Source organism: Luteibacter sp. OK325 (assembly GCF_003050935.1).
GTDB lineage: Bacteria > Pseudomonadota > Gammaproteobacteria > Xanthomonadales > Rhodanobacteraceae > Luteibacter.
This window is the reverse complement of record NZ_QAOX01000007.1, coordinates 92773-113209: the sequence shown is the minus strand read 5'-3', so window position 1 is coordinate 113209 and position 20437 is coordinate 92773. Positions and strand designations below refer to the sequence as shown.

The following is a 20437-nucleotide window of genomic DNA, read 5'->3' as shown; positions in this document are numbered from 1 at the left end:
TGCACGTGCGTGGCGTCACGTTGGAGCCTTTCCAACGGAGAACACTCCATGACGCTGAAAGCCCTGGGACTCAACTGCACGCTGTCGCCCTCGCCCAAACCCTCCTCGACCCAGAAATTGCTGGACCAGTTGCTCGACGGCCTGAAAAAGCATGGCGTCGAAACCGACAGTGCGCGGGTGGTGGACCTGAACATCAAGCCCGGCGTGAAACACGACGAGGGTGCGGGCGACGACTGGCCAAAGCTGCGCGAACGGTTGATGGCAGCCGACATCCTGGTGATCGCCACGCCGATCTGGATGGGACAGCCTTCGAGCGTCTCCAAGCGCGTGATCGAGCGCATGGATGCCATTCTCGGCGATATCGGCGACGACGGCCGCTATCCTACTTTCGGTAAGGTCGGCATCGTCGGTGTAGTCGGCAACGAGGACGGCGCCCACCACGTAACGGCCGAGATCTACCAGGCGCTGGCCGATGTCGGCTTCACTATTCCGGCAGGCAGTTCGGCTTACTGGGTGGGTGAAGCGATGGGCGATACCAACTATATCGACCTGAAAAAGACACCTGAAAAAGTGGCCAGCACCATAGCGACGCTGACCACGAATGCGGCTCATTTGGCGAAGATCCTGAAGGCTTCGAACTATCCTGCGCCGCCGTGAGGGGGGTGAACGCCGACGCACATGCGCTTCACGCATCTGTAATGCCGTAACGGCGTAAATCGATCCCGCTGCGAATGACGCAGAGTCAGGTGAGGATTTCCATCGTGGACAAAAATCGTACCGAAGGCATGAAACATGAAGTCAAAGGCGCCGTGAAGGAAGTGACCGGCAAGGTCACCGGCAATCACGCCAAAGAAGCGGCCGGCAACATCGAGAAGAATGCCGGCAAGGTCCAGAAGGAAGTCGGCAAGGCCGCGGACAAAGCACGTGACACCGACCGCCATCATTGATCTGGCTGCGCGGGAGCCGTCCCCAGGCTCCCGCGGCTCCTGATCATGTCTCTGCGCCGCTGGTTCGACCTCGCGACGAAGGCCGTCCGCACTGCGATCGACGGGTTTACGGACGACGAGTTGATGACCCGGGCCGCGGCGCTTTCCTTTTATTCCGCGTTGTCTTTCGCACCCTTGCTGGTGCTTTTGTTGTGGGTACTCGCCGCACTTCGCCCCGAATGGCAGAACGATCTGGTCGATAGCCTTACCAGTGTGATCGGAACGCAAGGCGCCGGTGCCGTAAAGCTTGTCATCGACAACGCGCAGCAGCGTCCGCACCTGGGCAACGTGGTCGGACTTATCGGCCTTGGTATCACCTTGTTCAGCGCTTCGGCTGTTTTTACCCAGTTGCAGTCCACGCTAAACCGCGTCTGGAAGCTACGCGCCAAGCCGGGTGAAGCCGTCGTTGGCTGGCTGCGCACTCGTGCGCGTGCCTTTGGCCTGCTGGTCGGCATCGCCTTCCTGCTGATCATTTCCTTCGTCATCAACGGACTGATCAAGGCCATGATCCCCGGCGACACCACGGCCTGGCAACTCACCGAGGCAGGCGTCTCCTTCATCGTCTTCGCGATCGCTTTTGGCGCGATGTATCGCGTGCTTCCCGATGCGCAGATCGCCTGGAAGGACGCGACCCGCGGCGGAATCCTTACCGCCGTGCTGTTCGCCGCCGGTAAGTTCGTCATCGGTCTTTATATCGAGCACGCTTCCATCGGCGGCGCATACGGCCCCGCCGGCGCCATTGTCGTCCTGCTCACATGGGTGTATTACGCCTCGATCATCGTGCTGCTGGGTGCCGAGCTGACGCGCGGCCTCGCCGTCGCGCGTGGCGCGAAAATCCGACCGGCAGAGCATGCCGAGAGCTTCGCGGAGGAAGTTACGCCGTCGCAGCCACACGAGCGGGCTTGAGTCGGCGGCGGATGTACGCTGTTGTAGGAGCCGATTCATCGGCGAAAAGCCGACGTAGCGGGGACGCCGTGCGCTGATCGCCGATGAATCGGCTCCTACAGGTACCGATAGATGATCCTCCAGGGTCGATTACGTGCAACCGCGGACGAGGAAGATCAGGATCAGAATGGGGATCGGCACGCCCAGCACCCAAAGCAGGATGTAACCGATGCCACCGCGCTGCTTGTCCGCTACAGGGGTAAGGTCTTTTTCTTCCATTGCTCGATGCTCCGGGTGGGGTCGGATACGGAGATTCGACCGGATTCCGTGCACCGCATGTGACAACAGCGCCATGATGGATTTCGCAAGCACACCGTCTTCGCATCTCGTGCATTATTCGTGACGGGCAATCATCAGGAAGGACGTCCCATGATCTTGTTCCGCCCCACCCTGCTCGCCCTTGCCCTGGCCGCCGCCTCGGGTTCCGCCGGGGCCGCCACTGTCATCCGTGGCGCGCGCGTCATCGACGGCACCGGCGCGCCGCCGCGGGAGGACGTCACCCTGGTGATCGACGGCGACCACATCTCGCTCATGGGATCGGGACTGCGCGCAAAGATGCCGGCCGGTACCAAGATCATCGACTACACAGGCAAAACGATCATTCCCGGCCTGGTCTCCGACCACGGGCATATCGGCTCGGTGAACGGCACCAGGAGCGGCCTCCCCGAACTCTATACGCGCGACAACAGCTTGCGCCAGTTGCGTCAGTGGCGAGCCTATGGCGTGACCACGGTGACCTCGCTCGGTGTAAACGACCCCGACGTGTTCTATCCCCTGCGTGCCGAGCTCCATGCCGGAACGGCCGACGGTGCCGACCTGTTCGGTGCCGACCGCGGTATCGGCGTGCCGAACGGCGCGCCCCCTGCGAAGATGATGCAAGCCGGCCCGAACCAGCTCGACCGGCCCGCCACCGCGGAGGAAGCGCGCGCCGACGTGGACGCCGCCGCAGCTCGCGGGACGGACCTGGTCAAGATCTGGCTGGATGATTTCAACGGCAGCTTGCCGGTCAAGATGAAGCCGGAGATCTGGCACGCGGTGATCGACGAGTCGCACGCAAAGCATCTGCGCGTGGCTGCCCATGTGTATTACCTCGACGACGCACGGCAGCTGGTGGACGCTGGCGTGGACATCCTGGCCCACGGCGTGCGCGACAAACCGGTCGACCAGGGCTTCATCCAGGCAATGAAGCAGCACGGGACCTGGTACATCGCCACACTCGACCTCAACGAGGCCGCATTCATCTATGCACGGCATCCCGCCTGGATGGACCGGCCCTTCTTCCTCCACGCCGTGCAGCCGGACCTCGCCAGGCAGTTCGCCGACGGCGCCTGGCGCGACAAGGTGAACAACAATGGCTCGACACCGGTCAACGAAGAGGCGTTGCAGGTGAACCTCAAGAACCTGAAAATCCTCAACGACGCCGGAGTGAAGATCGGCTTCGGCACCGATGCGGGCGCTATGCCGCTGCGCATCCCCGGCTTTGCCGAGCACCGCGAGCTCGCGCTCATGGTCGATGCGGGCCTGACCCCGCTGCAGGCAATCCACATCGCCACGCAGAACGCCGCGAAGCTACTCGGGCTCGACGACCGCGGCGTGCTGGCCAACGGCAAGCGCGCCGACTTCGTCGTGCTCGATAGCGATCCTTCCAACAATGTCGAAGCGACGACCACCATCGACGCCGTGTGGCAGCGCGGGCGCCAGGTGTCGGGGCCCGTCGACACGTTCAAGCCCTGAGCCGGCGATGACCGGCGGCCGTGAAAAAATATGGGCCATCTCGCGCGACCTCTACGTGGTGCTCGCGCGCGACGGTCGTTACCGCGACACCAACCCCGCGTGGCTCAGCGAGCTGGGTTACGAGGCCAGTGAGCTGATCGGCCTGGGTTTCGAGGAGCTGGTCCACGCGGATGACCTGGACCGCGCGCGCGATGCGGTCAGCCAGATGCTCGACGGCGACGTTGTTGAAGACCTCGAGTTGCGCCTGCGCGCGAAAGACGCCACCTACCGCTGGTTTGCCTGGACTTGCGTCCCCGATGGCGATGTCGTCTACGGCATGGGTCGCGATACCCAGCGCCGCCGCGACCTCGACGAGCAACAGCGCCACGCCCAGAAACTGGAGGCGCTAGGCCGTCTCACCGGTGGCATCGCGCACGATTTCAACAACATCCTCGGTGGCATCGGCGGCGCGATCGAAGTCGTCGCCGAACGGCTGGAGAACGGTCGCGTGGATGGCACGCGACGGCTGCTGGATGCCGCCGGCGGTGCGGTCAAACGCGCCGCCGGCCTGACCCATCGGCTTCTTGCCTATGCGCGCCAGCAGGCACTCTCCCTCTCCGACGTGGACGCCAATGCGCTTGTCAGGGAACTCGAGCTACTGCTGCGTCCTTTGATCGGCGAGCAGGTAACCCTCGAGCTGCGCATGCAGGATGGCCTGTGGCGCACCCTGTCGGACGCCAGCCAGCTGGAGAGCGCCGTCCTCAACCTGGCGATCAATGCGCGGGACGCGATGCCGGCAGGCGGCACCCTGACCATTCTCACGAGCAACATCGCCCACGCCGACATCGGCAGGGGGCGCCGAGATTACGTGGTGATCGCCGTGAGCGATACGGGCACCGGCATGTCACCCAGTGTGATCGAGAAGGCCTTCGATCCATTCTTCACCACCAAGGCCATCGGTCAGGGCACGGGACTCGGGCTGTCCATGGTGGACGGCTTCGCACGACAGACCGGAGGCCGCGCGATTATCGAATCCACACCCGGTCAGGGCACGACGGTGAGCCTTTGGCTCCCGCGGCACGTTGGCGAGAACGCCGCCGCCCACGCCCACGTCAACGGTGCGGTCGTGCGCGGACGCGGCCAGCACGTGTTGCTGGTCGAAGACGAAGAGATGCTGCGCTCGATCGCGCGGGAAGTGCTGGAAGAAGCCGGCTACCGGGTGAGCGATTGTGCCGAAGCCTACGAAGCGCTGCGCCTGATCGATGCCGGGCCACCGCCCGACCTCCTGGTCACCGATATCGGCCTGCCCGGCATGGACGGCCGTCAGTTGGCACTGACCGTCCGCGAAACCTTGCGAAACGTCCCCGTTCTCTTCGTCACCGGCTATGCCTGGGATGCCTTCGCGGATTCACAGACGCTGCCGGAACGGACGGCCATGCTCAGCAAGCCGTTTTCCGTACATGCCCTCATCGACGCCGTGGCCGATCTGCTCGGCGGGACGCCCACGTAACACCAGGCATCCATTTCGTTGACCCCTGCCCACGGACACTGGGGCCGTCATCGAGGTGTCCCGACGCATGAATCGAACGCGTTACTACGCCCTGCTCGCCCTGATCGCGGCAACAATCGCGATCACGATCGTTGGCGGCATCATGAAAGGCGGCCCTGCCGGCGATACGCCGGACGACGGCGCGCGAGCGCCCCGCTCGCACGGGGCGGACCGTTAAACCGGTTCGTTAAATCAAGCCGGCTCGACTTCGCCCGGCACCAGGGCGGCATCATGCGACGTGGCAGCGCGTTGCATCGCGACCAGGAAATCGACCCCGTAACGCATGACGAACGGCGCCACCGTGCCGGGCATGAAGCCATCGGGCCAGGGCGTTGCGTTGTGATCGGTGTCTTCGACTACAGGTGAGCTGACTTGCGTGACTCGACGTGCCATGGCCCTTTACGGCCCCCTTTGGTGTTCCCCCGTCGCTCTTACTAAGGCAAAACCCCCGTAAGGTCAATGGGGGTCCCACCCGCGCGTACGCACAGGGCGTCGGTGGCGGCCGTCGGCAAGACATGGTTTTGCCGATTTCCCCGCACCGCCACCGACGCCCTGTGCGAACACGGTGAAGCGCGGTTGATCGTTACAGCTTCACCCGCACGCCGACCGTAAAGAACCGCCCGACCACACCGTTCTGCGCATAGGTCGGGTTGTAGTTCAGTGCTGCATAGTTCAGCGGATCGAACGGTGCTTTCTTGTCGAACGCATTCATGATCGAACCGGTGAGCGCTATCTTTTCCGTAAGGTCGTAGCGGCCGGTCAGGTCGAAGTCCGTGAACGAGGCCATCCGGCAATCCGCCGGCAGGTTCTCACCGGTATCCGTATTGGTCGAGAAGCAGCCCGAGGTGATGTCTGGCGCGGTCAGCTTCAGACCGCTGGTGTAGTACACCGTGCCGGTGATGGTCGCCTTGCCGAACGAGATGCTGTTCGCCCATGAACCACGATAACGCGGCGTACCCGCACCCGACGACACGCCATAAGGACCGTGCGTGCCGACGAAGTCGAGCGTGGTGCCATCCTCCAGGGTCAGCTTCCAGCTGATGATCTTGGTCAGGTTGATTTCGCTGGTGAAGCGCACATTCTCGTTGAAGCTATAGCCGCCCTTGAGGTCGAGATCGACGCCCTGGGTTTTCAGCGAGTTCTGGTTCACCCATGGCGCTGCCACGACCAGGGGCCGCGGAAGTGCGCCGGGCGCCGCCGGGTCCGGACCATCCGCCACGATCGCCGAACCGGCCGGCAGTGGCTCGCCGGCAAAGTACGCGTCGAGAACGGCGTTGGGATCCTGCTGTGCGATCACCCCGGTTTTCTTGATCCGGTAGAAATCCAGCGAAGCACTGAGATCCTGCGTCGGCTGGAACAGCAGGCCGAGGGTGTAGCTCTTCGACCGCTCCGGCTGGATTTTCGGATTGGAGGTGGTGAGGAAAGCCAGTGGATAAGGCTGCACGTAACCACTATTGCCGTGTGCGTTCTGGAAATCCTCCGGCGGCGTGAACGTCGCGAAGCCCTCGCTCTGGCTGTCGCCACTCTCGGAGAAGCCCGGCGCGCGGTAGCCTTTCGAGAACGTGCCACGCACGGCCAGTTGCTCGAACGGCTTCCACTTGAAACCGATCTTCGGCGAGAAGTTGTTACCGAAGTCCGAGTAATGGTCGAAGCGGCTGGAAGCATCCACTTCAAAGGACTCCGTGAACGGCGCATCCAGTTCGACGTAGATGCCACCCACCGTGCGCTGGCCCTTCGTGCGCGCGACGCCGAGGCCCTGCGCCTGCAGGTTCGCATTGAGATCCGGATCGCTCTGTTGTTCGTGGCGCACATCGACGCCAGTAGCGAGACCGAGCGAGCCACCGCCCATATCCATCAACGGACGCGTCACATGGAAGTCGAGCGATTGCAGGTCGCTGGTCGAGGTCTTCTCCAGGGTGGGCGACAGCGCTGCAAGCAGCTCGCGCGAGTTCGCCGACGGATTGACGAAGTTGTACGTCCCATTGGTGATCGCGGAAATCAGGGCGCCGTAGTTGAGCAAGCCGTCCAGGCGCGTATCCAGTGAATCATGGTTGAGCACCAGGGCCGTGTCGTAGCTCCACTCACCCCACTGCCCGGTCATCCCGCCAACCAGCCGCAGGTTGTGGTTATCGGTCTGGCCGCTGGCCAGGGCACTGGGGAACGAGTAGTTGATCAGTGCCGCGCTACCCTGGGCCGCGAACGGGTTGTTCGGATTGAGCGAGCCGTCCGGCAGCGTCGCCGGCAAGGCAATCGCATTGGTGTTGTTCGGCGTGCTGGCCTGGATCTGTGCCGGGGTACCCGGGAACGTCGTCTTTACCTCGTAATAGCTCGCACCGATATAGGCCTGCGAGGTATCCGACAACTTGATGGTGAAGCGGCCATATAACCCGCCCCGTTCGACGGTAGGTTGGATCGCGGTGTACAGCGCGCGGTTCTGCGCGCAGTAACTGCCCGGATTGGCAGGATCGTCGGTGATCAGGGTGCCGAGCGAACCGCAGGCTTGCAGCGGCTGCGCGAGGCCTCCCGGATCGGCCACACCCGAAGTCACGTCGCCGGGACGCGACAAGGTACCCGGCGTCACCGTGCCGTAGATCGAGCCGGAATTCTGCGAGGGCTGGCCACCGATGAGGTTGTTGCCGCCGCTGCGGCGCAGGTCCGCGGTGTTGTACGGATAACCGCGATCACGGGTCATGATGCTGTTGTCCTTCTGGTATTCGGCACTGAAGTAGGCATTCCAGCCGTCCTTTTTCAGATCGCCGCCACCGAACAACACGGTACCGCGTTTCGTCAGCCCTCCGCCATGCTCCGAGGTTCCGACATCAGCGGTGAACTCCGCGCCCTTGAAGCTGGGCTTGAGGATGATGTTGACCACGCCGGCGATGGCATCGGCGCCGTACAGCGATGAAGCACCATCCTTCAGCACTTCGATGCGATCGATTGCGTTCGAAGGAATGGTGTTGAGATCGACAAAGGATCGCTGGCCGTCATCGGTCACCGGATAGTTCGCCGCACGCCGGCCGTCGATGAGGACGAGGGTCGAGTTCACGGTCAGGCCACGCAGCGCGACGCCCGTCGCACCGACGGCGAAACCGGCGGTGAACGAGGCCGGGATGGAACCGCTGTTGTCGGCCGAGATGGAGCGCACCACATCTGAGACGGTCGTCAGGCCGCTCTTCTGGATATCCGCGGCCGTGATTGTCGTCACCGGCGATGGCGTCTCTACGTCGATGCGCGGCAGGGCCGAGCCGGTGACCGTGATGGCGGTCAGCTCGGTGGTTTTCTGCTGCGCCTGGTCGTCCGGCGGGGGCGTCTGCGCAGCGGTGGCTGGGGCGGGCGTCGGCGGAGTCTGCGCCGAAGCTTGCGCACAGGCGCATGCCAGTGCGGCGGCGATGGCCAAAGCGAGGCCGTGGCGCCGGGGCGCCATGATTTTTGTCGTTTTCATTGTGAGTCTCCGGGCCTTAGGGGAGTTGGGCTGGGACTTCGCGACCCGACGAATGAGAACGCAACGAGACATTCACAGGGACGCAAGGAAAACTTACGCCGTGTAAACGGATTGCACCATCGGCCATTCGGAATAACTTACACAGCCCAAAAAGGGCCTCGGCTGGCACGCGCTATGCAAGCGCCGTGCGCGGTCTCAGCCCGGTTTCGATGCCTTGCGCAAGGGGTCCAGCAGGCGACGCAGACCGTTATGGTCAAGCTCGAGCATGATGGCCAGGAGCCGGCCAAGCTCACCTGGAGGAAACCTCTCCCGCGCAAACCACGCAAGATAGTTTCCGGGGAGGTCGGCGATCGCCCTGCCCTTGAACTTGCCGAAGGGCATGACGGCCGTAGCGAGTTTCGCAAGGTCCTGGCGAAAGGCGTCATTGGGATCGGTCATGCGGCCATTCTAACCGCCTACTCGTCACCCGGGTCGAAGCCCTCCCGCTCCTTCATCAGCTTGCGCGCTGCCGCCACGCCCAGTGTCATGCCTTCGGCGCAGGCGTCCTCTTCATTCTCGTGCAAGGTGACGCAGAGCTTCTCGGCGAGTTCGTCGCCGTCTTCGCTGATGACGTATTTGCCGCGCCAGTGGCCGGGTTTGGCGACATAGCACGTGCCTTCAACGTCAAAGTAACCGATCTTTCGATGCGTCATGGGTGGGATATTCCTCCTTTCTCACCCCATCGTATGCATCGCGCATCAAGGTGACGTGCAGCACTATTGCAGGCCGCTCACCGGACGCTTCGCATTCGATTCGAATTCCCGCCAGATACCGTCGGCGCCTTCGACGGAAACCAGCACCTGCAGGCCATTGTGGACGCCCAGCAGCTTGGACTGCTGCACCGCGTAAGCGATGGCGCCAACGCGCGTTTCGAAATTTTCCATGGGCACGCCATTCATCTGTACGTGCCACAGCCCCGCGAGATCGGGGCTGAACGGAATGTCGTAAATCACCAGTGCCATGGATCGGAGGGCAACCTTAGAGTTGTTACGGCGGACGCGGCGGATGGGCAAGATTATCCGTTCGCGAATGCCCCCACAATGGAAGGATGACGCATCATTTTCTTCACGCCGGACTCACGCCAGAAGGCGTTCGCGGAGGTGAACGCAAGGACAGCGGGCGTGACCGATGGCAGGCGACCGGACGCGGCGTTCGTCTAGACTTCGCCGATGACGACGCCCCGCATCCTTCTTGCCCTGCCCCTTCTGTTCGGTCTGGCCGGTATGGCCGGCGCCCAACCCCAGACAACACCAGCACCCGCACCGGCGTCGGCCGGCAGCATACCCACGCTCGAGGCCGTGACCGTCAGCGGCGTGCAACCAGGACCAGGCCTGTGGAAGGTCACCCGGGACGGACACACCCTGCTTATCCTCGGCAGCCTGTCGCCTTTGCCGCAGAACATGACCTGGAAGTCGGACGAGATCGACGACGCCCTCGCCCATTCCAGTGAGCTGATCCTGCCGCCGAAGGTGGAGATCAAACCCAATGTCGGTTTCTTCGGAAAGCTCGCCCTGCTGCCCTCCCTGATCGGCGTCCGCAATGCACCCGATGGCGCCACCCTCAAAGACACTGTGCCAGCCGACGTTTACGCGCGCTGGCTGACGGTGAAGGCCCGGTACATCGGCGACGACCGTTCCGTGGAGCGCTACCGCCCGATCTTCGCCGTCGTGGAGCTGTACAAGAATGCGGTGAAGAAGACCGGCCTGGGCAAGGCTGGTGTGATCACACGCACCGTGGTGGCCATCGCCACCAAGTACAACGTCAAGCAGACGCCCGTGCAGTACACGCTGATGGTCGACGACCCTCGCAAGGCCGTGAAGGAGTTCAAGCGTTCGACGCTGGACGATCTCTCCTGCTTCACCCTGAGCGTCGACAATATCGACGCACAGCTCGCCGACATGACCCGACGCGGAAACGCGTGGGCAACCGGCGATATCGCCGCGCTTCGCGACGACCGCACGGCGAAACAACGCACGGCCTGCCTCGACGCTGTCACCGACGGTGGCGTAGCCCAGCGGATCGGCCTGACCGACATACCCAAGGCCGTACGTACCGCATGGCTTGCCGTGGTCGACACCGCCATGGCCCACGACACCCAGGCCGTCGCCATCGTGCCGATCGAGGACCTGCTCGGCGACGACGGCTACCTCACGGCGCTCCAGGCCAAGGGCTATAAGGTCGAAGCTCCCGACGACGGCGACTGAGCCGGCGATGGGACCTCGGCGGGCGGTATGCCCTCGCGAACGATCGCCGAGAAGTCATCGCCAGGTCTGGTGGCCCTCGCCCGGTCGGTGATCCGGCCGAGGCGTCGCCACTCATCCACGGAAAGGCGACTGTCGAGCGCCCCGTTGTCCCTGAGGTAACCAGGGAGGTAGCCGGTCAGCAGCAGGCGGATATCGAACGGAAGGCCACCGTCGATGCGCCGCGCCATGCGATAGACGATTGTCGTGCAGTTCGACGTGACCGTGTTGTAGAAGCGCGGATGCTGCACCAGCTCGTTGGCCGCCTTCACGTAGGAAAGGAACAGCGAGCGCATCGCTTCCTTCGGCATCCGCAGCGGAAAGATGTAGTCGTCCTCGCCGCGCACGTTGGTCCGCACGCGCACGATGTCGTGCTCGTCGGCGGCGATCAGGACCAGCTCGAACTGCTTGAAGAAGCCGCCGACCTCCGAGAACGCCTCGCCTTTCTCGCGACGGATCTCCATCGAGAAGACCACGTGGCGGCCATCGTCGAAGCCGAACGACAGCATGGCGTGCGCGATGGCCTCGCTCGACCAGTACGACAGGATCGCGTCGGCCGATACCAGATGGTCGAGGTCGTAGTCGCGGGTTTCCCAGCGGGCGTCGTAATCGTCGTCGGCGCGCCATTCGAAGTCGCGCACGTTATGCAGGGTCACCCGGGACCCGTGGACCTCGCCGGACAGCAGCCGGGCCACGTCGTCGGCCCAGACACGATCGTTGCGCGGCCGGATGGTCGTCCACCAGCCGATCAGCACGGCTAGCGCCACCGCCAGGGCGATCGGCGCCCACCAGGCCCGCCAGCCGAACATGGCGACCAGCAGTCCGAGGTAAAGAACGCTCCACAGGACCGCAGCGGTTGCCCGCATCGGGACGGCGCCGGGCAGCTGGTAAAACAAGGCAATTGCGCCCCATGCTCCTGAGAGGAACAGGAGCACGCCCGCCAGGGCTCCCGCAAGGGTTCGGGCGAGCATCCTGCGTTTTCTCATGGGCAAAAGGGTTCCGAATGACTCATCCGGCAAGCGTCGCCGCTGCTGCCTGGGAACGCAAACGTTTCCGCTGGTGAAATCACCTATTCGTACTATGGCGCACTGCCACAAAGCGGGTTATTTTCGGTACGAAGCCGGCCATACGAGCACGGCAATGCTGTTTCGAAAGGGGGCTCGCATGGTCCGTTTTCCAGCGACACCGCAGGCGATCGTCTTCGACCTCGACGGCGTGCTCTTCGATACCGAAGCGCTGTATCGCGACGCCCTGCTTGCCGCGGCCGCCGACGTCGGCATCCAGATCCCCTTGTCGCTGTGTCAGAGGATGGTCGGCCTGCATGGTCATGCGGCGCGCATGCTGCTTCGCGAATACGTGGGCGACGAGGTCGACCTCGATGCCGTGTGGACCGGTGCCTCCGAGCGTTACCACGCCATGTTCGAGACCGATCTCCGGCTGAAACCCGGCGTCACCGCCCTGCTGGACACCCTCGACGAGTTCGGCCTGCCCCGCGCCATCGCCACCTCGTCGTCCCATGGCACGGCGATCCACCACCTCGAGAAGTTCGGCCTGCGAGACCGTTTCGACGCTCTCGTGGCGGCGGGAGACTGCGAGCGCTGCAAGCCCTACCCCGATCCCTACCTGCGCGCCGCGCGGATCCTCAACAAGCCGGCCAACTGCTGCCTTGCCCTGGAGGACTCGCAAGCCGGCGTGCGCTCGGCGGTGGCCGCGGGATTGCCGACGATCATGGTGCCCGACCTGCAGCAACCGTCGGCCGAGCTGCGCCGGCTGTGCGCAGGCATCGTGACCGATCTGGACGTCGTGAACGACTGGCTCCGCCAGGCCTGCGGTGCCGCCAGCCGCGACGCCCCGGCGCACTGATCAGCCCGCTGTGACCCCACCGATCGCGTCGTGGACCAGCACGGAGGCGACCTGGTCGCCCTCGTCGTCGACCACGGGATAGGCTGAGCCCTGCATCGTCTGCCGCGAGCCATCCGGCCGGCGAACCACCCATCGGGCGTGCTTGCTGGTTTCACCTTTACGCACGGCGCGGGCGAGCGGAAGGTCTTCGGAGGGGTACGGACGGCCTTCCTCGGTGAAGATGCTGTACATCCGGCTGTAGTCTTCCGGCCCCACGGCCAGCCGAACCCACCCATGCAACTCCGCCGCGCGTTCGTTGACGTGGACGATATCGCCCTGTGCGTCGGCGACGATCACGCCAAACGATGTGTCCTTGAGGCTGCGCCACGGGTGGCCCCCGAACGTCCACGGCTCATCGAAGCTGATACGCGACATCTCACCCCCGTAACGATGTCTGGCGGATCGCCGGTTTCCGACGATATGGCGGCCATAGTGGAGAAAAGCGCCGCCAGCCACAAGCGAACCACGTCGCGTCCACACAACGTGCATGGGTGAAGGCGAAGACTGGTTACTCTTATCGCGTGGGAGGTCGACCATGGGTCGCTTTGACGAACGCAACGTACCGGGCGACGAGTTCGGCAGCATGTATGCCAACCGGGGCCGTTTTCCGGATGAGCGCGATTTCGGAGGGAGTCCCTTTGAAGCAGGCCATGAGGCCGGCGCGGGGCAACATCCCGGGCACCGCGCCTTTGGCGGCAATCACGCTTACGAGGGTCGACATCCCGGCCACCGGAATTTCGGCCGCGACGACGGGGCCTCCGCGCGCGACGGCGAAGGGCGTCGCTGGACGGCTTCGGGTTATCCCGGCGGGCACCGGGGTATCGGCCCGCAAGGCTACGTTCGCTCCGACGAGCGTATCCGTGAGGACGTCTGCGAAAGACTCACCCTGCACGACGCCATCGACGCCTCGAACATCGAGGTCGGCGTGACGGAGGGCGTGGTCACCCTGGGCGGCGACGTGCCGGAGCGCTACATGAAGCATCTGGCCGAGGACGCGGTCGTCGAAACCGTCGGGGTGAAGGACGTGGAGAACGCGATACGTGTACGTGCGGGCCCCGGGACCGATGACCGGCTCAGGCCCGGCCCGCCGCCGACCATGTAATGCTGGCCGGCGCCGCCGCGTGCACGGCGGCACGGCCGCATGCCTCACGGATGGCGTGCTCCAGCTGCTGCGCGCTGTACGGTTTGCGCACCAGGGGCGCGAGGTAACGGACAGGGATATCCAGAGGCATGGCGCCCGTGGCAAGCACGTAAGGAATGCCGCGACGAATGAGTTCGTCCAGCGCCGGGTAAGCCATGATGCCCTGCAGATCGAGGTCGACGACGGCGACGTCACAACGCTCTACATGCGCCACCCGGATGGCGTCTTCGATACAACCCGCACACGCTACGACCTCATAGCCCAGCCGCCCCTCGAGCAGGTCGGTGAGTGCTGCAGCCAGCCCGGCATGGTCTTCAACGATGATCGCGCGTGGTGCGCCCAGCACAGTACTCATGAAAGCCTCGATATCGGCTTCGGGGGAACCTGTGGCTGAAGCTACTACCGAATTTGCACGTTGAATATAGACCACTCGGCAGATTTTTCAGGGGCGATTACTTAGCTCGATTGAATCGCAGTTCCGTCATATCCGATTACCGATCGTCCTCGGGTTCGACGATAAATGGAGGGGCGCCGCCGGCTCCTTTATTTCTTGCCCCGACGTCATCACCGACCCTGGCCAGGCGCTGCACGATCCGTCCGCTATCGCGCCGCAATGAATCGCCCGGCTCGCCCGCCCGCGCGCTCGCGACCATGGCTGCCTGCGCCTGCTTCAGCCGGACCACGCCGAGGTTGTACAGCGCTTGCGCGTGGTCGGGTTTGAGCTTGATCGCACGTTCGTACGCGAGGCCAGCGTCATCGAGCTTCTGCAGGCGAAAGCGGGCGTTGCCCAGGCGATACCACGCGTCCGCATCGTCAGGCGTGGCGGCGACCACGGATTCGTAGAGATCGGCGGCGTGGTGGATATCGCCACCCGCGTAGGCCCGGTTGGCCGCCTTTTCGTCCTGTGCCGCTTCGGCCGTGCGGTCTCGCAAGGGCCGCGTACCGTGCCCGGCACAGCCGGCGAGGGCAACGACCGCGACAATCAGGGACAGGCGGGAGGTTCCACGTGTGGTCACGGCAAGCAACTCCTGAAGGGACAGGCGCCACCACCTTGCCCCTCGCAAGAGGGATCCGTCAAATACGCCGCGCGCGACCGATCAGCGTGCCAGCCACTGCGCGGCAAGCGCGAGCGCGGCAGGCAGGGCCTGCACGTACAGGATGCGACGGCTCGCGGTGAGCGCGCCCCACAGGCCCGCCACCACGACACAGCCCAGGCCGTAGAACACGAAGGCCGTGGCGAAAGGCTCGCTCAACACCAGGCCAAGCACCAGTGCGACCACGAGAAAGCCATTGTAGAGGCCCTGGTTCGAGGCCAGGGCCGCGCTGTCACGCGCAAATTCGGGCGTTATGCCGAAGACCCTGGGTCCGCGTGTGCGCCAGAGCAGCATTTCGAGAACGACGATGTACACGTGGATCAGGATCACCAGGAGGGTGAGTACGGTAGCTGCGATGGCCATGGCGATCCTTTCCTCGGGAATGACCGCGATTCTACTTAGGCCGGATGGTGGATTGCAGGGGGGCGGCGCCAACGCTTTCATTAGGGAATGGGGAACCTCATGGCAGCACAGGAGATCTCGCTGGAAGCCCTCGGGCTGCTCCAGGCGTTGCTGCACCACGACTACTTCGAAGCCCAGTTCCGCGCCAACCATGTGGCCCGGCACGCCCTCGAGCACGAGCACCTGCCCGTGGCCGACGCCGCCGAGCGGATCGAGGGGCTGCTCGAGCGCGGCTGTCCGAACAGCGTGGAGCTGCGCATCGCCCTGCGTGTTCTCGCCGCCTCGGTAGACAGCATGCAGCTGATCGCGCTCAATCGCGCCGGACGCATCCTCTGAGCTGGACAGGGCGACGTGGCGGTCGGGTAGGATCGGGTATCCCCTTTCGGAGGTGCCCATGAACAGCGAAAACGACGGTATCAATCTGGCCGCCGAGCCCAGTGGTCCGGGCTGCGTCGAATGCCTTGCCGCCGGCACCTGGTGGTTTCATCTGCGCCGTTGCGCCCAGTGCGGCCACATCGGCTGCTGCGACGATTCCCTGCACAAACACGCCAGCAAGCACGCGCACGCTGACGGGCACCCGGTCATCCAGAGCTTCGAGCCCGGCGAGGACTGGTTCTACGACTACCGTACCGACGATATGTTCGACGGGCCGTCGCTGAAGCCTCCGCACAGCCACCCACACGATCAAACGACCCCGGGCCCCAGGGACCTGGTGCCGAATCACTGGCAGGCGGTCCTCGTGCGTGCGGCGAAGGAAAACCAGTGAAGGCGATCGCGTTCGACGATTTCGGTGCGGCCGAGGTTCTTCAGCTGCATGACGTCGCGGAACCCGAGCTGCGCGACAGCGACCTTCTCGTCCGTAACCACGCGGCCGGGGTGAATCGCGCCGATGTCATCCAGCGTACGGGCGGCTACGGGAAGGAGAGCTACGGCGACTCCGCGATCATGGGCCTGGAGATCGCCGGCGAAGTGATCGCCATCGGCAAGGACGTCCAGGGTTTCGCCGTGGGCGATCGCGTCATGGGCATCGTCGGCGGCGGTGGCTACGCCGAACAGGCCCGTATCGACTACCGCATGGCCATGCCGATTCCCGAAGGCGTCGACTACGTGCAGGCGGCTGGCATCCCGGAGGCTTTCGTGACGGCTCACGAAGCCGCCTTCCATCTCGGCCGGCTCGACGCTGGCGAGAGCATCCTCATCCATGCCGCGGCGAGCGGTGTCGGCTCCGCCGCCGTCCAACTCGCCCATGCGGCGGGTGCGCGGGTTTTCGCCACCGCGAGCGCCAGCAAGCTCGACCGCGTGCATGAGCTCGGCGCGGATGTCGCCATCGACTACAAAACCGATGATTTCGCCAAGGCGATCGAGCGCGAGACCGACGGCAAGGGCGTCGACGTGATCGTCGATTTCATCGGCGCACCCTACTTCGAACGCAACCTCGCTTCGCTCGGGTTCGGCGGCAGGCTCGTCGAAGTCGGCCTGCTCGGCGGCGCCAGGGGTGCATCCCTGCCACTGGACCGCCTGCTCTACCGCCACCTGCAGATCATCGGCACAGTGATGAAATCGCGGCCACAGAGCGTCAAACAGGCGATGACGCGGCGCTTTCGCGACCGTTGGCTGCACGCCTTCGACGACGGCACACTCGTGCCGGTGATCGACAGCGAGTTCCCCCTCGGCCAGGCTGCGGAGGCTCACCGGCGCATGGAGTCCTCGTCCAGTGTCGGTAAGATCATCCTCACCATGTAGCGCGAAGACGAGACGACGATGAGTGAGACGATCAGCTGGGCCGACTTCGAGAAAGTGATGCTGGTGGCGGGCACCGTCGTCCGCGCCGAGGTTTTTCCCGAAGCCAAACGTCCCGCCTACCTGATCTGGGTGGACTTCGGCCCCCATGGCGAGCGAAAGACCAGCGCGCAGGTTACCGGCGTTTACCAGCCGGAGGAACTCGTCGGTCGGCAGATCGTCGGCGTGATCAACTTCCCCGAGAAGCAGATCGGACCGGTGCGTTCGCAGTTCCTGCTCACCGGCTTTCATACCGACGAGGGCGTGGTGATCACAACCGTGGAGCGGCCGGTGCCCAACGGCACGCGGATGTCCTGAAGAAGTGCATCACCGTCGGAGTCGGTAGCCTCCGACGGCTTGTTTGTACTTACTTCGCCGGCGTGTCGAACACCGGATCCTCGAGCCCCGCGATCGTGTGCGACCCACCAGCCTGCATCTCGAGCACCACGATGTCGTTGCGCCCCTTCTTCAGCCAGGAAGCCGGCACGTAGAGCGTCTGCTGCGGCCCGATGCGCCAGAAGCGGCCGAGATGATGGCCGTTCACCCACACGTTGCCCTTGTTCCAGCCGCGCATGTCGAGGAAGCTGCCGTCCGGCTTCGCCATGGTGAAGCTCCCGTGCCAGAACGCAGGACCCTGCCCCGTCCCACCCGGTGCGAAGTGCAGGCCCGACAGATCGTCCAGCGGCAACGGGTAAACCGACCAGTTGAGCAGGTCCTCGCCGGCAACCTGCACCGAGTAGGTAATGCCCTTGTAATCGTCTTCCATGCCTGGGCCGATGTTGATGCGGCCCATGTTCTCGACTACCAGGTCGAGCGTGCTGCCCGCCTTGAGGTCGACCGGCATCGCATGCTGATCCTGGCGGCGGTCGAGCGTTCCCAGCGACTTCCCGTCGGCAAGGACGGTGGCGTAATCGCGTACATCGCTCACATCGAGCGAGCCCTTCGCATCGGCGTCGAGGGCCTTGCGGTAGAGGATCAGGCCGTAGTTCTGGCCGAAGGTCTCCATACCGTGCGGGGTGACCGTGGTCTGCGGTTTCGACAGACCCGGCAGCGCATCGAGCAGGCTCACCGACGTGTCCAGCGTGAAGCGCGGAATCGCGACCGTCGGAGACGATGCGGGCACCTTGGGCAAAGTCTCGCCCTTGGGCAGGTGCGCGGCGATCACCTTGCGCAGAGCCTCGAATTTCGGGGTGATGCGGCCGGCTTCGTCGATCGGCGAATCGTAGTCATAGCTGGTCGTGACCGGCAGGTAATGCGCATCGTCGTTGTTCGCGCCATTCATCCAGCCGAAGTTCGTGCCGCCATCGACCATGTACAGGTTGAACGAAATGTCGTGATCCATCATCCACGACACCGCGCTGCTCACGTCACCGACGTCGCGCGTTTTGTGCTCCAGGCCCCAGCGGTCGTACCACCCCGTCCAGTATTCGCCGGCCATGCGCGGCATGCCTTCCATCAGCGGCGCCGAGCGACGAAACGCACGCTCGGTCTGCTTGCCGTCCCCGGTGAAATTGATCACCGAAACCATGCCGGGCAGCGATCCACGCGGCATCCAGGTCGGACCGGGGCCGTTGGAGGTGAACATGGGAACGTCGAAGCCGGCGTCGACCATCTGCTGGTGGATCGCTTCGAGGTAATCGTGGTCGTTGCCGACGTAACCGTACTCGTTCTCGACCTGCACCATGAGGACCGGACCACCGCGGCTGCTCAGCAGCGGCGCGAGCTCCTGGTTCAACCGCTTGAACCACGCTGCGCTGGCCTTGAGGAAGCGCGGATCGAACGAACGGATGCGCAGGCCGGGAGTACGCAGAAGCCACGCCGGGATCCCGCCAAATTCCCACTCGGCGCAAACGAAGGGGCCCGGACGCACGATGACATTAAGGCCCTCTTCCTGCGCGGTACGCACGAAGGTGGCGATGTCACGGTCTCCGCTGAAATCGAACTTGCCCGGCTCCGGCTCGCTCTCGTTCCAGAAGGCGTACGTGGTGATGGTATTGAGCCCCATCGCCTTCGCCTTGCGCAGGCGATCACGCCAGTCCGCATGGGGGATGCGCGGATAATGCATTTCTCCCGAGCGAATCACATAAGGCTTGCCGTCGAGAAGGAACTGGCCGTGATCGACTGCGAAGTGTGGTGTCGTTGCAGCGGGAACCGCCGCGAAGGAAGGATAGGCCGCGCCTGCCAGCAGGCAGGTCGACAGGAGCAGACTCAGACGCTTCATCGTGTCTTCCGCAGGATTCAAGCGTCAGAACTTACCCATCCGACCAGCCCAGAGCAAGGACTCCGATCACACCCAGAAGCCCGCTCCTGTAGGAGCCGATTCATCGGCGAAGGCGCCAGCCGAAAAACTCATACAATATCAAACGCCTCGGCCGGCGTACCCTGGTGATAAACCATCCGCCACTCACCGCCCTCGCAAACCCACGTACTCGACCGCATCGCATGGCGCGAATCCACGCCCGATGGCGAACGGTGCGCCGACCGATAAAGCAGAATCGCCACGCCTTCCGCGGGCCGTAGTAGCTCGAAGCCATCGGCAGTGATCGAGCCGTTGCCACCCTCGGTCGGCAGATCACGCAGCACGTCGGCAAGATCGATGCGATAGCCCGACCTCCCGATCTCCACGAACGACGGATGCAGCAGCTCGCGCAAACGATGCACGTCACGACGGACGGACGGATCATGGAGCTCACGCTCCAGGGCCGTGAGTTTCGTCAGCAGTATCACATCGGAACCAGCGATCATCCGGGTGATTCCCGACAACTCACGCGGCAAAGAAACTCGGCGAGATCTCCACCGCGAACGGGTCGTGGAGTCGTACTTCGCGGGTATCCGTCGACACAATTTCATACGGAACGTAGATAAAACGCGCGTAGCCCTTCGACTCGATATGCACACGGACGCCGTCTTTCGCGGGCGCGTCGAACTCGTCGGGAATCGTCACATTGGCGACGAGAGCCGCGGCGAGCGCTTCAGGCGACCTGCCGGTTGCGAAGCGATCGAAGATCACACGATAGACATCGTGTGCCTCCGGCTCGTCGCCGCCGTCATGCCCCGGATCGGCGGCGAGCTTGCCCTCTTCCGACACCGTGGCACCGAACGGGTAGAAATCGCCGTTCTCCTCCAGCATCTCCTTCGCAAAATCCATCGAAAAGGTGAAGAGCTGATTGAGTCGCGCCTGCGTGACGTCCATACAAATTCCTCG

At 64.0% G+C, this 20437-nt stretch carries 27 protein-coding genes; 13 read left to right on the top strand and 14 right to left on the bottom strand.

From position 1 onward, the window contains the following. Positions 1–48: 48 nt before the first annotated feature. The 3 genes from C8J98_RS15520 (at position 49) to C8J98_RS15510 (ending at position 1892) form a co-directional block, all read left to right on the top strand. Entirely contained in the window at positions 49–657 is a 609-nt protein-coding gene (locus tag C8J98_RS15520) for a flavodoxin family protein (protein ID WP_107914097.1), read from the top strand. A 104-nt stretch (positions 658–761) separates the two neighbouring features. Then, positions 762–947, top strand: a complete 186-nt coding sequence (locus C8J98_RS15515) for a CsbD family protein (protein ID WP_107914096.1) — start codon at positions 762–764, stop codon at positions 945–947. Between the two features lie 45 nt (positions 948–992). Next, positions 993–1892: a YihY/virulence factor BrkB family protein gene (locus tag C8J98_RS15510; protein WP_107914095.1), complete on the top strand. Its 900-nt coding sequence runs from the start codon at positions 993–995 to the stop codon at positions 1890–1892. 129 nt (positions 1893–2021) lie between these two features. Here the strand turns inward: C8J98_RS15510 and C8J98_RS22495 are convergent, their stop codons facing one another. Then, a complete protein-coding gene (locus C8J98_RS22495) occupies positions 2022–2150 on the bottom strand; it encodes a hypothetical protein (protein WP_255417744.1) in 129 nt (42 codons plus the stop codon). A 150-nt stretch (positions 2151–2300) separates the two neighbouring features. Here C8J98_RS22495 and C8J98_RS15505 point away from each other — a divergent pair, with 150 nt between their 5' ends. The 3 genes from C8J98_RS15505 (at position 2301) to C8J98_RS22095 (ending at position 5371) form a co-directional block, all read left to right on the top strand. Beyond that, entirely contained in the window at positions 2301–3665 is a 1365-nt protein-coding gene (locus C8J98_RS15505) for an amidohydrolase family protein (RefSeq protein WP_107914094.1), read from the top strand. 7 nt (positions 3666–3672) lie between these two features. After that, positions 3673–5154: an ATP-binding protein gene (locus C8J98_RS15500; RefSeq protein WP_158272730.1), complete on the top strand. Its 1482-nt coding sequence runs from the start codon at positions 3673–3675 to the stop codon at positions 5152–5154. 67 nt (positions 5155–5221) lie between these two features. Next, the gene (locus tag C8J98_RS22095) at positions 5222–5371 is read left to right on the top strand and encodes a hypothetical protein (protein ID WP_158272729.1); all 150 of its coding nucleotides are present in this window, start codon (positions 5222–5224) and stop codon (positions 5369–5371) included. Positions 5372–5385: 14 nt separating this feature from the next. Here C8J98_RS22095 and C8J98_RS15495 read toward each other — a convergent pair whose 3' ends face one another. From C8J98_RS15495 to C8J98_RS15475, 5 genes are all read right to left on the bottom strand, one after another. Then, complete coding sequence (locus C8J98_RS15495) at positions 5386–5586, bottom strand: hypothetical protein (protein WP_107914092.1); 201 nt, start codon at positions 5584–5586, stop codon at positions 5386–5388. Between the two features lie 190 nt (positions 5587–5776). Beyond that, on the bottom strand, positions 5777–8635 hold the full coding sequence (locus C8J98_RS15490; protein ID WP_158272728.1) for a TonB-dependent receptor: 2859 nt from the start codon (positions 8633–8635) through the stop codon (positions 5777–5779). Positions 8636–8830: 195 nt separating this feature from the next. Then, positions 8831–9073: a DUF3820 family protein gene (locus C8J98_RS15485; protein ID WP_107914090.1), complete on the bottom strand. Its 243-nt coding sequence runs from the start codon at positions 9071–9073 to the stop codon at positions 8831–8833. Between the two features lie 17 nt (positions 9074–9090). Further along, positions 9091–9327: a hypothetical protein gene (locus C8J98_RS15480; RefSeq protein WP_107914089.1), complete on the bottom strand. Its 237-nt coding sequence runs from the start codon at positions 9325–9327 to the stop codon at positions 9091–9093. A gap of 63 nt (positions 9328–9390) precedes the next feature. After that, positions 9391–9636 (bottom strand): hypothetical protein, encoded by a 246-nt coding sequence (locus C8J98_RS15475; protein ID WP_107914088.1) that lies wholly within the window; start codon positions 9634–9636, stop codon positions 9391–9393. Positions 9637–9843: 207 nt separating this feature from the next. Between C8J98_RS15475 and C8J98_RS15470 the strand changes: the two genes are divergently transcribed. Next, a complete protein-coding gene (locus tag C8J98_RS15470; protein WP_233260252.1) occupies positions 9844–10878 on the top strand; it encodes a TraB/GumN family protein in 1035 nt (344 codons plus the stop codon). Here the strand turns inward: C8J98_RS15470 and C8J98_RS15465 are convergent. Then, positions 10845–11885 (bottom strand): DUF4105 domain-containing protein, encoded by a 1041-nt coding sequence (locus C8J98_RS15465; RefSeq protein ID WP_107914087.1) that lies wholly within the window; start codon positions 11883–11885, stop codon positions 10845–10847. The two genes, C8J98_RS15470 and C8J98_RS15465, sit on opposite strands and share 34 nt — an antisense overlap. A 193-nt stretch (positions 11886–12078) precedes the next feature. Here C8J98_RS15465 and C8J98_RS15460 point away from each other — a divergent pair, with 193 nt between their 5' ends. After that, on the top strand, positions 12079–12777 hold the full coding sequence (locus C8J98_RS15460) for an HAD family phosphatase (RefSeq protein ID WP_107914086.1): 699 nt from the start codon (positions 12079–12081) through the stop codon (positions 12775–12777). On the opposite strand, the gene C8J98_RS15455 is transcribed toward C8J98_RS15460, so the two are convergent. Further along, the gene (locus C8J98_RS15455) at positions 12778–13191 is read right to left on the bottom strand and encodes a PAS domain-containing protein (RefSeq protein ID WP_158272727.1); all 414 of its coding nucleotides are present in this window, start codon (positions 13189–13191) and stop codon (positions 12778–12780) included. Positions 13192–13351: 160 nt separating this feature from the next. Between C8J98_RS15455 and C8J98_RS15450 the strand changes: the two genes are divergently transcribed. Then, complete coding sequence (locus tag C8J98_RS15450; RefSeq protein ID WP_146171653.1) at positions 13352–13918, top strand: BON domain-containing protein; 567 nt, start codon at positions 13352–13354, stop codon at positions 13916–13918. Here C8J98_RS15450 and C8J98_RS15445 read toward each other — a convergent pair. The 3 genes from C8J98_RS15445 to C8J98_RS15435 all read right to left on the bottom strand — a co-directional run bounded on the left by C8J98_RS15445 (position 13890) and on the right by C8J98_RS15435 (position 15414). Further along, on the bottom strand, positions 13890–14312 hold the full coding sequence (locus tag C8J98_RS15445) for a response regulator (protein ID WP_107914084.1): 423 nt from the start codon (positions 14310–14312) through the stop codon (positions 13890–13892). The two genes, C8J98_RS15450 and C8J98_RS15445, sit on opposite strands and share 29 nt — an antisense overlap. A 136-nt stretch (positions 14313–14448) precedes the next feature. Further along, positions 14449–14973, bottom strand: a complete 525-nt coding sequence (locus C8J98_RS15440; RefSeq protein WP_158272726.1) for a tetratricopeptide repeat protein — start codon at positions 14971–14973, stop codon at positions 14449–14451. An 81-nt stretch (positions 14974–15054) separates the two neighbouring features. Continuing rightward, positions 15055–15414 (bottom strand): DUF1304 family protein, encoded by a 360-nt coding sequence (locus C8J98_RS15435; RefSeq protein WP_107914082.1) that lies wholly within the window; start codon positions 15412–15414, stop codon positions 15055–15057. Between the two features lie 99 nt (positions 15415–15513). Between C8J98_RS15435 and C8J98_RS15430 the strand changes: the two genes are divergently transcribed. Genes C8J98_RS15430 through C8J98_RS15415 form a run of 4 tightly spaced genes read left to right on the top strand, consistent with a single transcriptional unit; the run spans position 15514 to position 17550 of the window. Beyond that, positions 15514–15789: a hypothetical protein gene (locus tag C8J98_RS15430; RefSeq protein ID WP_146171652.1), complete on the top strand. Its 276-nt coding sequence runs from the start codon at positions 15514–15516 to the stop codon at positions 15787–15789. 58 nt (positions 15790–15847) lie between these two features. After that, entirely contained in the window at positions 15848–16219 is a 372-nt protein-coding gene (locus C8J98_RS15425) for a UBP-type zinc finger domain-containing protein (RefSeq protein ID WP_107914080.1), read from the top strand. Beyond that, entirely contained in the window at positions 16216–17196 is a 981-nt protein-coding gene (locus tag C8J98_RS15420; protein ID WP_107914079.1) for an NAD(P)H-quinone oxidoreductase, read from the top strand. Before C8J98_RS15425 ends, C8J98_RS15420 begins: the two co-directional genes overlap by 4 nt. Before the next feature lie 18 nt (positions 17197–17214). Then, a complete protein-coding gene (locus C8J98_RS15415; RefSeq protein ID WP_107914078.1) occupies positions 17215–17550 on the top strand; it encodes a tRNA-binding protein in 336 nt (111 codons plus the stop codon). A gap of 49 nt (positions 17551–17599) precedes the next feature. Here the strand turns inward: C8J98_RS15415 and C8J98_RS15410 are convergent, their stop codons facing one another. The 3 genes from C8J98_RS15410 to C8J98_RS15400 all read right to left on the bottom strand — a co-directional run bounded on the left by C8J98_RS15410 (position 17600) and on the right by C8J98_RS15400 (position 20425). After that, complete coding sequence (locus C8J98_RS15410; protein WP_107914077.1) at positions 17600–19453, bottom strand: beta-galactosidase family protein; 1854 nt, start codon at positions 19451–19453, stop codon at positions 17600–17602. A gap of 128 nt (positions 19454–19581) precedes the next feature. Further along, on the bottom strand, positions 19582–20007 hold the full coding sequence (locus C8J98_RS15405) for a nuclear transport factor 2 family protein (RefSeq protein WP_158272725.1): 426 nt from the start codon (positions 20005–20007) through the stop codon (positions 19582–19584). After that, positions 19997–20425: a hypothetical protein gene (locus C8J98_RS15400; RefSeq protein ID WP_107914075.1), complete on the bottom strand. Its 429-nt coding sequence runs from the start codon at positions 20423–20425 to the stop codon at positions 19997–19999. Before C8J98_RS15400 ends, C8J98_RS15405 begins: the two co-directional genes overlap by 11 nt. Between the last annotated feature and the right edge of the window lie 12 nt (positions 20426–20437).